This is a genomic window from Nocardioides sp. SYSU D00038 (assembly GCF_016924665.1).
Lineage (GTDB): Bacteria > Actinomycetota > Actinomycetes > Propionibacteriales > Nocardioidaceae > Nocardioides.
The window spans coordinates 16,875-29,158 of sequence record NZ_JAFFJT010000021.1; the positions used below are offsets into that span (position 1 = coordinate 16,875).

Annotated in this window: 10 protein-coding genes; 2 read left to right on the plus strand and 8 right to left on the minus strand. The window is 70.9% G+C overall.

Annotation, left to right across the window (positions count from 1 at the left end):
• Window positions 1-31 precede the first annotated feature (31 nt).
• The 8 genes from JT721_RS12360 to JT721_RS12395 all read right to left on the minus strand — a co-directional run bounded on the left by JT721_RS12360 (window position 32) and on the right by JT721_RS12395 (window position 10,368).
• Window positions 32-1,246, minus strand: a complete 1,215-nt coding sequence (locus JT721_RS12360; RefSeq protein WP_205473457.1) for an ABC transporter ATP-binding protein — start codon at window positions 1,244-1,246, stop codon at window positions 32-34.
• A gap of 32 nt (window positions 1,247-1,278) precedes the next feature.
• Window positions 1,279-2,376 carry an ABC transporter ATP-binding protein gene (locus JT721_RS12365; protein ID WP_205473446.1) on the minus strand — a complete coding sequence of 366 codons (1,098 nt, stop codon included), beginning with the start codon at window positions 2,374-2,376 and terminating at the stop codon, window positions 1,279-1,281.
• 9 nt (window positions 2,377-2,385) lie between these two features.
• Window positions 2,386-3,402, minus strand: a complete 1,017-nt coding sequence (locus tag JT721_RS12370; protein WP_205473447.1) for an ABC transporter permease — start codon at window positions 3,400-3,402, stop codon at window positions 2,386-2,388.
• A 105-nt stretch (window positions 3,403-3,507) separates the two neighbouring features.
• Complete coding sequence (locus JT721_RS12375) at window positions 3,508-5,256, minus strand: ABC transporter substrate-binding protein (protein ID WP_205473448.1); 1,749 nt, start codon at window positions 5,254-5,256, stop codon at window positions 3,508-3,510.
• A gap of 88 nt (window positions 5,257-5,344) precedes the next feature.
• Window positions 5,345-6,373, minus strand: coding sequence for an ABC transporter permease (locus JT721_RS12380; RefSeq protein WP_307828026.1), 1,029 nt, complete (start codon window positions 6,371-6,373; stop codon window positions 5,345-5,347).
• Window positions 6,374-6,511: 138 nt separating this feature from the next.
• On the minus strand, window positions 6,512-8,296 hold the full coding sequence (gene aspS, locus JT721_RS12385; RefSeq protein WP_205473449.1) for an aspartate--tRNA ligase: 1,785 nt from the start codon (window positions 8,294-8,296) through the stop codon (window positions 6,512-6,514).
• Entirely contained in the window at window positions 8,293-9,645 is a 1,353-nt protein-coding gene (gene hisS, locus JT721_RS12390; protein ID WP_205473450.1) for a histidine--tRNA ligase, read from the minus strand. Before hisS ends, aspS begins: the two co-directional genes overlap by 4 nt.
• Before the next feature lie 3 nt (window positions 9,646-9,648).
• Entirely contained in the window at window positions 9,649-10,368 is a 720-nt protein-coding gene (locus JT721_RS12395) for an MBL fold metallo-hydrolase (protein ID WP_205473451.1), read from the minus strand.
• A gap of 169 nt (window positions 10,369-10,537) precedes the next feature.
• On the opposite strand from JT721_RS12395, the gene JT721_RS12400 reads away from it, so the two are divergent.
• Window positions 10,538-11,767 carry a DUF349 domain-containing protein gene (locus JT721_RS12400; protein WP_205473452.1) on the plus strand — a complete coding sequence of 410 codons (1,230 nt, stop codon included), beginning with the start codon at window positions 10,538-10,540 and terminating at the stop codon, window positions 11,765-11,767.
• Window positions 11,768-11,777: 10 nt separating this feature from the next.
• Window positions 11,778-12,203, plus strand: coding sequence for a D-aminoacyl-tRNA deacylase (gene dtd, locus JT721_RS12405; protein ID WP_205473453.1), 426 nt, complete (start codon window positions 11,778-11,780; stop codon window positions 12,201-12,203).
• Window positions 12,204-12,284: the final 81 nt, after the last annotated feature.

A 12,284-nucleotide genomic window follows, 5' to 3' on the forward strand; every position in this document is an offset into this window, starting at 1 on the left:
TGGCCGGGGCCGACGTCGCCCCGGCCGCCGCTCAGGACCTCTGGTCGGGTGTGGCGTGGCGGACGGTCCGGGTGTTGACGTCGAACCAGGTGTCGGTGAAGCCCGGGCCCTGCTCGATCTCCGAGGGGGTGGCACCGGGCTCGGCGGTGCCGTAGTCGTCGACGCCCAGCAGCTTCGCGGTCACCGGCTGCTCGGGGTGCTTGCCGATCTCGCCGGCGAAGTGGCAGGCCACCTTGTGGCGGGGACCGACCTGGAGCATCGGGGGCTCGACCTTGGCGCAGATCTCCTGGGCCAGCGGGCAGCGGGTGCGGAACCGGCAGCCGGACGGCGGGTTGATCGGGCTCGGCACGTCGCCGGTGAGCCGGATGCGCTCGCGACGACCGCCGATCGCGGCCTGCTTGACGTCGGGCACCGCGGAGAGCAGCGCCTGCGTGTAGGGGTGGTGCGGTCGGTTGTAGAGGGTCTCGCGGTCGGCGATCTCGACGATCTTGCCGAGGTACATCACCGCGACCTCGGGGCAGAAGTGCCGCACGATCGCGAGGTCGTGGGCGATGAACAGGAACGCGATCCCGAACTCCTTCTGGAGGTCCTGGAGCAGGTTGATCACCTGCGCCTGGATGGACACGTCCAGGGCCGAGACGGGCTCGTCGGCCACGAGCAGCTTCGGCTGGAGGGTCAGCGCCCGCGCGATGCCGATGCGCTGGCGCTGACCGCCGGAGAACTCGTGGGGGTAGCGGTTGTAGTGCTCGGGGTTGAGGCCGACGATCTCGAGGAGCTCCTGCACCCGCGGGAGCACCTTGTCCTTCGGCACGATGTCGTGGATCTGCAGGGGCGCCCCCACGATCGAGCCGACCGTGTGGCGCGGGTTCAGCGAGGTGTAGGGGTCCTGGAAGATCATCTGGATCTCCCGGCGCAACGGCTTGAGGCCGCGCGCAGAGGTCTGGGCGATGTCCTGGTCCCCGAACCGGATCGCGCCGCCGGTCGGCTCGTAGAGCCGGGTGATCAGACGACCGGTCGTCGACTTGCCGCAGCCGGACTCGCCCACCAGACCCAGCGAGCCGCCCGCCGGCACCTCGAAGGAGACGCCGTCGACCGCCTGGACCTGCCCGATGGTGCGGCGGATCAGGCCGGAGGACTTCACCGGGAAGTACTTGCGCAGGTTCTCGACCTGGAGGATCGGCTTGGCGCCGGTCGGGTTCACCGACGGCGCGTGCGGGGCGAGCACCCTCGCCTGCTCCGCGGTCATGAAGTCCTCGGGGGTGTGGTCGGCCTGGGTCATCACAGCTCCTCGGCCAGCTCGGGGGCGATCTCGACGAGGACTTCCTTGCGGTAGATCTCGTCGGGGTTCGCCAGGTGGCACGCCTTGAGGTGGCTCGGGCCGCGGCTGCCCTGGAGCAGCTCGGGGCGCTCGGTCCAGCACAGGTCGCCGGGCACCTTGTCGCGGTGGGCGCACCGGGGGTGGAAGGGGCAGCCGCTGGGCGGGTTCAGCAGGCTCGGCGGGTTGCCCGGGATCGGGATCAGGCGCGCGTCGGTGTCGCCCTTGACGTCGGGCACGCTGGAGAGCAGGCCCCAGGTGTAGGGCATCTCCGGGTGGGTCAGCAGCTCCTTGGCGGGCCCGTACTCGACCGCGCGCCCGGCGTACATGACCAGGACGTCGTCGGCCATCTCGGCCACCACCCCCAGGTCGTGCGTGATGATGATGACCGCGGAGTCGAACTCGCGCTGGAGGTCCTGGAGCAGGTCGAGGATCTGGGCCTGCACGGTCACGTCGAGCGCGGTGGTGGGCTCGTCGGCGATCAGCAGGCCGGGGTTGTTGATGAGGCCCATCGCGATCATCGCGCGCTGCCGCATCCCGCCGGAGAACTGGTGGGGGTAGTCGTCGACCCGGCGGTCCGGCTGGGGGATGCCGACCCGGTCGAGCATCTCGACGGCGCGGGCCTTGGCGACCTTCTTCGAGACCTTGTTGTGCACCCGGTAGGCCTCGGCGATCTGGTTGCCGACGGTGAAGTAGGGGTGCATCGCCGACAGCGGGTCCTGGAAGATCATCGAGACCTCCTTGCCGCGTCGCAGCCGCATCTCCTCGTCGGAGAGCGAGAGGAGGTCGACGCCGTCGAGCACGATCCGGCCGCTCACCTGGGCGCTGCTGCCGCGGTGGAGGCCGAGGATCGCCGAGCTCGAGACGGACTTGCCGGAGCCGGACTCGCCCACGATGCCGAGGGTGGTGCCGCGCTCGAGCTTGAACGTGAGGCCGTCGGTGGCCTTGACGACGCCGTCGGAGGTCGGGAAGTGGACCCGGAGGTCCTCGACCGACAGGAACGGGCCGGTGCCCGGCGTCGCGGCGGACGTGGGCGTGGTGGTGGGCGTGATGGTGTCCATGGCCTTCGCTCAGCTCAGCCGCACGCGCGGGTCGATGACGGCGTACAGGAGGTCGACGATGATGTTGGCAATGATGACGAACGTCGCCAACAGGATGACCAGTCCGACCAGCGTCGGCAGGTCGAAGTCAGAGTTGGCCAGCACCGCCAGCTTGCCGAGCCCGGGGTAGTTGAACACCGACTCGGTGATGATCGCGCCGCCCATCAGGCCCGCGAAGTCGAGGCCGGCCATCGTGACGATCGGGGTCAGCGCGGCGCGCAGGGCGTGCTTGAAGGTGACCGTGCGCTTGGGCAGGCCCTTGGCCCGGGCGGTGCGCACGTAGTCCTCGGAGAACGACTCGAGCACGTAGGCCCGGGTCATCCGCACGTAGCCGGCCATGAAGAAGACCGCCAGGGTGATGCCGGGCAGCAGCAGGCCGGAGAGCCAGCCGGAGATGCCGCCGTCCTCGATCGTCGTGTAGCGCGGGACATCGACCCAGCCCCACTGCACCGCGACGAACTTGTAGAGCAGCAGGCCGATGAAGAACGTCGGGAACGCGTAGAGGACCAAGGAGATGCCGACCAGGCCGCGGTCGACGATCGTGCCTCTGCGCAGGGCGGCGGTCACGCCGAGCAGCACGCCGCCGACGATCCAGAAGAAGAAGGCCACCACCGCGATCGAGAGCGACACCGGCAGGGTGTCCTTGATCAGGTCGGTGACGGTCGAGGTCCGCTCGCGGGAGTAGCCCAGGCAGGGCGCCGGGCAGTGGGCGATGGTCTCGGGGGCGGTCTTGCGCAGCTCGGGGTCGTCGGGGAAGTCACGGCCGACGAACACGCCCTTGGCGAACTTCCCCCACTGCGTCACCCAGCTGTCCTCGAAGCCCAGGGCCCTCGACACCTGCTCCTTCTGCTCCGCGGAGCAGTTCTTGCCGCAGGAGAAGTCGGCGGGGTTGATCGGGGAGGCGAAGAACAGCGCGAACGTGACGATGCTCATCACGACCAGCAGGATCACGCCGGCGAAGAGCCGGCGGACGACGTAGGCAATCACGGATGACCTCTGTTGACGACGGGGTGGTCACGCAGGACCACGCGGCACCGACGGCCGGGGATCGCCTTGCTGGCGACCCCCGGCCGTCGGCTTGCTACGGGACTGTCAGTTCTCCACGCCGATCACGGCGAGGTCGGCATAGCCGTTCACCGAGACGTTGTTGGCGTAGCCGGTGACCTTCGACCCGTGGAGGAAGTTGAAGATCGTGATCTCCAGCGGGATGTAGGCGACGTCCTCACCGAGCTTGGCGTCCACCTCGGCCCAGAGGTCCGCGGCGGCGTCGAGGTCGGCCTCGGCGTAGGCGTCGTCGATCATCTTGTCGACCTCCGGACCGCCTCGGTAGTTGCCGTAGTCGTTGCCGTTGGACGAACCGGTCAGGTTGATCCGGCTGTCGAACAGCGGCGGGATGACCGTGCCGATCGACGGCCAGTCAGCACCCCAGCCACCCCAGGTCACGTCGAAGTCGGCGTCCGGCTTCTGGATGACCGAGTAGTAGGTGTCCTCGAGCGGGTCCAGCTCCGTCTCGAAGCCGGCCGCGTCCCACGACTCCTTCAGCGCCGCGGCCTGGTTGTCCGAGGTGGGCGTGCCGCCGGAGTAGGTGAACTTGATCTTCACCGGCTTCGGGGCGGAGCACTCCTCGAGCTTGGCCTTGGCGGCGTCCGGGTCACCCTCGTCGGGGATGTCGGCGAACGCGGGGTTCTCCCGGTAGCCCGGGACCGACGGGTTCACGACCGAGTAGGCCGGCGTGAATGCCTTCTCGCCGCCGCCGGCCTGGATCCAGGCGGCCTTGTTGGTCGCGAGCTTCAGGGCCTCGCGGCAGGCGAGGTCCTTGAAGACGGGCGAGTTGAAGTTGGGCAGCACGTAGTCGACGTACGGCGACTCGACCTGCGTGTAGCGGTCCTCGACCTCGGGGATCCGGTCGTAGAACGTCGGCGGGATGCGGCGCTCGGTCACGCCGAACTGCGCGTCACCGGAGTCGGCGAACATCTGGTCGTAGATCGCCTCGTCCTCGTCGCCCTCGCGGAACTCCCACTGGTCGGGGAGGGCCTTGCGGATCGGGTCGGTGCTCTCGTCCCAGTTCTCGTTGCGGACGAACGTGCCGCCGGTGCCCTCGGTCCACTCGCCGTCGAGCTTGTAGGGACCGTTGGAGATGATCACGAAGTTGTTCGCGTCACCCTTGTCGAGGTCCTGGCGGTAGGGGTCGAGGAAGCGCAGCGAGGCAGCGGCCTGCGGCATGTCCGGCCACGGCTTCTTCATCCGGTAGGTGATGGTCTGGCCGTCGCAGGTGACCGCCTTGTCGAACAGCTCCTGGCCCTCCTTGCTGTACGGGCCCTTGTACTGCGGGAGCCCGTCGTCGCCGTTGGGGATGTCCAGGTAGGTGAACAGGTAGTTGGCCGGACCGCCGATGATGACGTCGGTGGCGAAGTTCCGCGAGGCGCCGTACTTGAAGTCCTCGCAGGTGATGTTCTTCCCGTCCTCCCACTTCACGTCGTCGCGGATGGTGAAGGTCCAGGTCTTGCCGCCGTCCTCGGTGGTGCCGGTGTCGGTGGCGAGGTCCGGGATGGGCGTGGTGCCCTCGGTCGGGTCGTTGGAGGCCGGGTAGGCGACCAGGCTGCGGTAGAACAGGCGGCCCGAGTTGTTCAGGTCACGACCGATGTACATGCGCTGGGGGTCCCAGTGCTCGGTGTTGCGCGGGCCGTTGAAGAAGATGGCCGTGCCACCCTTCGCGGCTGCGCCGTCACTGCCTCCGGGGCTGTTGTTGTCGTCCCCGTCGTCACCACCGCCGCAGGCGGCCAGCGAGACCGCAAGCGCAGCTGCCGCCAGGGCGGCGAACGGCTTCTTGGTGATCGCCATTCAACTGTCTCCTATCTGGTGTTTGCGCGCCGGGAGCCCGGCGCCAGCAGCACGCCACCGTGTGCAGACGGCGACGCACTGAGTCTGGTTATCGGTGGGTCTTGGGGTCGAGCGCGTCGCGGGCGCCGTCGCCGACCAGGTTGAACACCACCACGGTGAGGGCGAGCAGCACGCCCGGGAGGAAGAAGAACGTCGGGTCCGCGCTCGTGTAGTTGACCGAGTTGGCCAGGATGTTTCCGAGCGTGGGGGTGGGCGGCTTGATGCCGACCCCGAGGAAGCTGAACGCGGCCTCGGCCGAGATGTAGGCCGGCACCAGCAGCGTGACGTAGACGAGGATCGGCGCCCAGACGTTGGGCAGCACCTCCTTGAAGTACAGCCGGCGCCGCGAGGCGCCCATCAGCTTGGCCGCCTCGATGAACTCGCGCTCGCGGATCGAGAGCACCTGGCCGCGGACCACACGGGCCACCGGCGGCCAGCCGAACGCCGCCAGGATCAGGATCACGTAGAGCCCGCTGGCCCGGTCGCGGTCCTCCAGCAGGCCCAGGCCCGGAAGCCCGGCGATGTCGGTGCGCAGCAGCAGCACGGCGGGGCTGGAGAGCGCCAGCAGCATCATCGTCTGCGGGAACGACAGCGTGAGGTCGATGAACCGGCCCACGGTCGCGTCGATGAAGCCGCCGGAGAAGCCGGAGACGATGCCGAGCACCACACCGATGATGACGGTCAGCAGAGTGCCGGTGAGCGCGATGCCGAGTGACCAGGTCATCGCCAGCATGATGCGCGACAGCAGGTCGCGCCCGGTGCCGGGCTCGACGCCGAAGGGGTGGTCCCAGCTCACGCCGCCGAAGCGGCCGAGCGGGTTCGTGCCGGTGCTCGACAGCAGGTCGCGGTTGAAGGCGTTGGGGTTGAGCACGTCGACCGCGACCAGGATCGGCGCCGCGATCGCGCAGAGCACGATGAACACCGAGATCGCGAAGGACACCATCGACAGCTTGTCGGCCCGGAACCGGGCGACGGCCAGCTGCATCGGCGACCGACCCGCGACCGCCGTCTGGGAGTCACCCTCGACGTCGGAGAAGTTGTCGTCACCGTGCGGCTCCACGGAGGCCGTCAACGTCACAGGTGTTCCCCTTTCGCAAGCCCGGGACCGTGGGGCGTGCACCCCACCGGCGTCCAGACTCTATGTGAACCGCGCCGCGGCGGAGGTCCCCAGCGTGTAACGATCTGGTCTCGACCTGGACGCCTGCCCTTCGCCGGATCAGCCCTCGGAGGCGACGTCCTCCGTCGCAACGGCGTCGACACCGGCTTCCTTGCGCTGCTCGGGCGTGATCGGCGCAGGAGCGGCGGTGAGGGGGTCGTAGCCCCCGCCGGACTTGGGGAAGGCGATGACCTCGCGGATGTTGTCGGTGCCGGCGAGCAGCGCGGTGATCCGGTCCCAGCCGAACGCGATGCCGCCGTGGGGCGGCGCGCCGTACTTGAAGGCGTCGAGGAGGAAGCCGAACTTCTCCTGCGCCTCCTCCTCGGGCAGCCCCATCACGGCGAAGACCCGCTTCTGCACGTCCTCGCGGTGGATACGGATCGAGCCGCCGCCGATCTCGTTGCCGTTGCAGACGATGTCGTAGGCCCAGGCCAGCGCGTTGGCGGGGTCGGCGTCGAAGGCGTCGAGGTCCTGCGGCGACGTGAAGGCGTGGTGGACGGCGGTGTACTCGCCCTGGCCGACGGCGACGTCGCCGGCCGCGGTGGCGTCGGAGGCCGGCTCGAACAGCGGGGCGTCGACGACCCAGACGTGGCTCCAGGCCGACTCGTCGATCAGGCCGCAGCGGCGGCCGACCTCCAGGCGCGCGGCGCCGAGCAGCCCGCGGGTGGACTTGACCGCGCCCGCGCCGAAGAACGCGCAGTCGCCCGGCTCGGCGCCGAGGTGCTCGCGCAGGCCGGCACGCTCCTCCTCCGAGAGGTTCTTGGCGACCGGGCCACCGAGCTCGCCGTCCTCGCCGAACAGCACGTAGGCCAGGCCGCGGGCGCCGCGCTGCTTCGCCCACTCCTGCCAGGCGTCGAGCTGCTTGCGGGGCTGGCTCGCTCCCCCCGGCATCACCACCGCGCCGACGTACGGCGCCTGGAAGACCCGGAACGGGGTGTCCTTGAAGTAGTCGGTGCAGTCGACGAGCTCCTGGCCCATCCGCAGGTCGGGCTTGTCGGAGCCGAACCGGGCCATCGCGTCGGCGTAGGTCAACCGCGGCAGCGGCGTCTGGATCTCGTGTCCCACCAGGCGCCACAGCTCGACCAGCAGCTCCTCGGTCAGGGCGATCACGTCGTCCTGCTCGACGAAGCTCATCTCGATGTCGAGCTGGGTGAACTCCGGCTGGCGGTCGGCGCGGAAGTCCTCGTCGCGGTAGCAGCGCGCGATCTGGTAGTAGCGCTCGAGGCCACCGACCATGAGCAGCTGCTTGAACAGCTGGGGGCTCTGCGGCAGGGCGTACCAGCTGCCGGGGCGCAGCCGGGCCGGCACCAGGAAGTCGCGGGCGCCCTCGGGCGTGGAGCGGGTCAGGGTGGGGGTCTCGACCTCCACGAACCCGTGGCGGTCGAGCACGCCGCGGGCGGTCTTGCTGACCTCGCTGCGCAGCCGCAGCGCCGCGGCCGGGCCGGAGCGGCGCAGGTCGAGGTAGCGGTGCTTCAGGCGGACCTCCTCGCCCACCTCGCCCCCCGACGACTGGGTGTCGGAGATCGGGAACGGCAGCGGCGCCGACTCGCTCAGCACCTCGACCGCGCTGGCGACGACCTCGACCTCGCCGGTGGCGAGGTTGGGGTTCTCGTTGCCCTCCTTGCGGCGGATCACCTCGCCGGTGACCTTGAGGCAGTACTCCGCACGCAGCTGGTGGGCGACCTCCTCGTCGCGGACCACCACCTGCACGACGCCGCTCGCCTCGCGCAGGTCGATGAAGGCGACCCCGCCGTGGTCGCGCCGGTTGGCGACCCACCCCGCGAGGGTGACGGTGCGGCCGACGTGCTCGGCGCGCAGCGCGCCGGCGTCCTGGGTGCGAATCACTGCTGCTCCTCGGTGGTGGTGCGGATGATGCGGGGACGCAGGTCCTCGCCCGGCGGGGTCCAGGCGGCCGGGTCGGCCGGCACCTGCTCCCCCGACCTGATGTCCTTGACCTCGTGGCCGCCGTCGGCGCCGATGAACCAGACGAACGGGATGCCGCGCCGCTCGGCGTAGCGGATCTGCTTGCCGAACTTCTGCGGGCTCGCGGCGACCTCGCACGCGACGCCGCGCGAGCGCAGGGCGGCGGCGACCGCGTCGCTGGACCCGCGCGACTCCTCGTCGGCCAGCGCGACGAGCACCGCGCTCGGCACCGGCCGGCTACCCGCCAGCACGCCGTCGGCCAGCAGCGGGATCAGGGTGCGCGAGACGCCGAAGGACACGCCCACACCGGGGTACGTCGTACGACCGTCGTCGGCCAGGGCGTCGTAGCGCCCGCCCCCGCCAACGGACTTCAGCCGCTCGTAGCCCGCCATGAAGATCTCGAGCACGGTGCCGGTGTAGTAGTCGAGCCCGCGGGCGATGCGCAGGTTGGCCTCGACGGTGACGTGGTCGCTGACCGACCCGGCACAGCCCTCGACGACGGCCGCCAGCTCGGCCAGACCGGTCTCGAGCAGCTCGTCCTCCACGCCGAGCGCCCGGACCCGCTCGACGAACGACGTGTCGGCGACCCGGATCGTGGCCAGCTCGAGGCAACGCTCGGCCTGCTCGGGCGTGGCACCTGCCTGCTCCACCAGCTGCGCGGCGACCGCGTCGGGAGGCAGCTTGTCGAGCTTGTCGATGACGCGGATGGCAGCAGTGACGTCGCCGATGCCGAGGCCGCGGTAGAAGCCCTGGATCAGCTTGCGGTTGTTGACCTGGAACGACAGCGCGGGCAGCGGCAGCGCGTCGAGCGCCTCCACCATCACCCGCACCACCTCGACGTCGTGGTGGAAGGCGAGCTCGCCCTGCCCGACGATGTCGATGTCGGCCTGGGTGAACTGGCGGTAGCGGCCCTCCTGCGGCCGCTCGCCCCGCCAGGCCGGCTGGATCTGGAAGCGCCGGAACGGGAACTCCAGGTGGCCGGAGTTCTCCAGCACGTAGCGGGCGAACGGCACGGTGAGGTCGAAGTGCATGCCGAGCCCGGAGTCGCCCTCGCCCTCCCCCGCCTGGAGGCGGCGCAGGACGTAGATCTCCTTGTCGATCTCGCCGCCCTTGGCCAGCCGGTCGAGCGGCTCCACCACGCGGGTCTCGATGTTGGCGAACCCGTGCAGCTCGAAGGTGCGCGAGAGCGAGGCGATGACCTCGCGCTCGACGGTGCGCTGGGCGGGCAGCAGCTCGGGGAACCCGCTCAGCGGGGTGGGCTTGGCGTTCATCGGTCAGAGGCCTCGGGTGATGGGAGCGGGACGACTCCCCGGCACGTCGAGGTCGAGGTCCTGCAGGAACGGGTTGGTCGCGCGCTCGCGACCGATGGAGGTCTGCTCGCCGTGGCCGGGCAGCACCACGACGTCGTCGGCGAGCGGGAGCACCTTGGTGGCCAGGGTGCGCAGCATCGTGGCGTGGTCGCCGCCGGGCAGGTCGGTGCGCCCGATCGAGCCGGCGAACAGCAGGTCGCCGGCGAACAGGACCTCGCTGACGTCGTCGGCGTCGTACGGCGTCCGGAAGGTGACCGAGCCCTCGGTGTGGCCCGGGGTGTGGTCGACCACGAACCGCAGGCCGGCCAGCTCGAGGTCCTGGTGGTCGGCGAGCTCGCGCACGTCGTCGGGCTCGGCGAACTCGTGGCGTCCGCCGAGCAGCATCGCGGCGGTCTCGCGCGACATGCCCTGCATCGGGTCGGCGAGCAGGTGCCGGTCCTGCGGGTGGATCCAGGCCGTCGCGTCGTAGGTGCCGGCGACCGGCGCGACGCACCACATGTGGTCGACGTGCCCGTGGGTGACGAGCACGGAGACCGGCTTCAGCCGGTGCTGCCGGACCACCTCGGCGACGCCGTCGGCGGCGTCCTTGCCGGGATCGACCACCACGCACTCCGCCCCCGGCCCGGTGGCGACGACGTAGCAGTTGGTGCCCCACGGACCCGCGGGGAAGCCGGCGATCAACACCCGCTCACCGTATCCACTCCGATGTCACGACGCCGCATCGGTATTGGCCGGGGGCGACCGCCCGGGCCCGGGTCTGACTAGCATGGGCCACTGCGCGCCGGCGAGGAGGTCGGTGACGGGTCGGGTGGACAGCCCCGGGCCCGGTGGCGACGAGGCGAAGAGGACTGCGGTGACGAGCGATCAGTGGGGTCGGGTCGACGACGACGGGACCGTCTACGTGCGGACCGCCGACGGCGAGCGCTCCGTCGGACAGTACGCCGCAGGCAGCCCCGAGGAGGCGCTCGCCTTCTACGTGAAGCGCTACGACGCGCTGGTCGCCGAGGTCGAGCTGCTCGAGCAGCGGGTCAAGGGCGCCAAGCTCACCCCCGAGGAGGCCACGGAGTCGGTGCGGACCGTGCGGGCCCAGGTGACCGGCGCCAACGCCGTCGGCGACCTGGCCGCCCTCGAGCAGCGGCTGACCGACCTCGGCCCCGTCATCGACACCCAGCGCGAGGCGCGCAAGGTCGAGCGCGCCCAGCGCACCGCCGAGGCCAAGGAGGCCAAGGAGAAGCTGGTCGCCGAGGCCGAGGCCGTCGCCGAGGGCACCGACTGGCGCAACGGCGCCAACCGGCTGCGCGACCTGCTCGAGCAGTGGAAGGCGCTGCCCCGCATCGACCGCGCCTCCGACGACGCTCTGTGGCGGCGGTTCTCGACCGCGCGCACGGCGTACACGCGGCACCGCAAGGTGCACTTCGCCGAGCAGAACGAGAAGCGCGACGCCGCGCGGGTGGTCAAGGAGCGCTTGGTCAAGGAGGCCGAGAAGCTCGCCGACTCGACCGAGTGGGGCCCGACCGCCGGCGCCTACCGCGAGCTGATGCGGCAGTGGAAGGCCGCCGGGCCGGCACCCAAGGACGTCGACGACGCGCTGTGGAAGCGGTTCCGCGGCGCCCAGGACCAGTTCTTCGGGGCCCGCGACGCCGCCAACGCCGCGCTCGACGCGGAGTTCGCCGGCAACGCCGAGGTCAAGGAGAAGCTGCTGGTCGAGGCCGAGGCGCTGGTGCCGGTCACCGACCTCGAGAGCGCCAAGCGGGCCTTCCGCGACATCGCCGACCGCTGGGACGCCGCCGGCAAGGTGCCCCGCGACCGGATGAAGGAGCTCGAGGGCCGGATCCGCGCCGTCGAGCAGGCGATCCGCAAGGTCGAGGACGAGCAGTGGCAGCGCTCCGACCCCGAGAAGTCGCGGCGCGCCGACGACATGGTCTCCAAGCTCGAGGCGGCGATCGCGAAGGTCGAGGCCGACCTCGAGAAGGCCCGCGCGGCCGGCAACGACAAGCAGGTCAAGGAGCTCGAGGAGAACCTCGAGTCGCGCCGGTCGTTCCTCGACATGGCCCGCCGCGCCTCGGCCGACTTCTCCGGCTGAGCGCGGCGTCGTGCGCGCCGTCGTCCAGCGGGTGCTGCGCGCCTCGGTGACCGTCGACGAGCGCGTCGTCGGTGCGATCGACGGGCCGGGGCTGCTGGTCTACCTCGGCGTCACCCACACCGACGGCCCCGACGAGGCCGTCTGGGTGGCCCGCAAGGTCTGGGAGCTGCGCCTGCTCCGCGACGAGCGGTCGGCGTCCGAGGTCGGGGCGCCGGTGCTGGTGGTCAGCCAGTTCACCCTCTACGGCGACGCCCGCAAGGGCCGCCGCCCCACCTGGCAGGCCGCCGCGCCGAGCCCGGTCTCCGAGCCGCTCTACGACGCGGTCTGCACCGAGCTCGAGCGCCTCGGCGCCACCGTCGCCCGCGGCCTGTTCGGCGCCGACATGCGGGTCGAGTCGGTCAACGACGGCCCCGTCACCCTGATCCTCGAGTGCTGACCCAGGATTGCCGAGTCGGGGGGGGGGGGGGGGCGGCGAAACCCCGCCCGGGGGGGGGGCGCGGGGGGGGGGGGGGGGGGG

Bases quoted from the DNA above. Each gene is read 5' to 3' on its own strand.
- JT721_RS12360 (WP_205473457.1), bottom strand. From the start codon at position 1,246: ATGACCGCGGAGCAGGCGAGGGTGCTCGCCCCGCACGCGCCGTCGGTG.
- JT721_RS12365 (WP_205473446.1), bottom strand. From the start codon at position 2,376: ATGGACACCATCACGCCCACCACCACGCCCACGTCCGCCGCGACGCCG.
- hisS (WP_205473450.1), bottom strand. From the start codon at position 9,645: ATGAACGCCAAGCCCACCCCGCTGAGCGGGTTCCCCGAGCTGCTGCCC.
- JT721_RS12375 (WP_205473448.1), bottom strand. From the start codon at position 5,256: ATGGCGATCACCAAGAAGCCGTTCGCCGCCCTGGCGGCAGCTGCGCTT.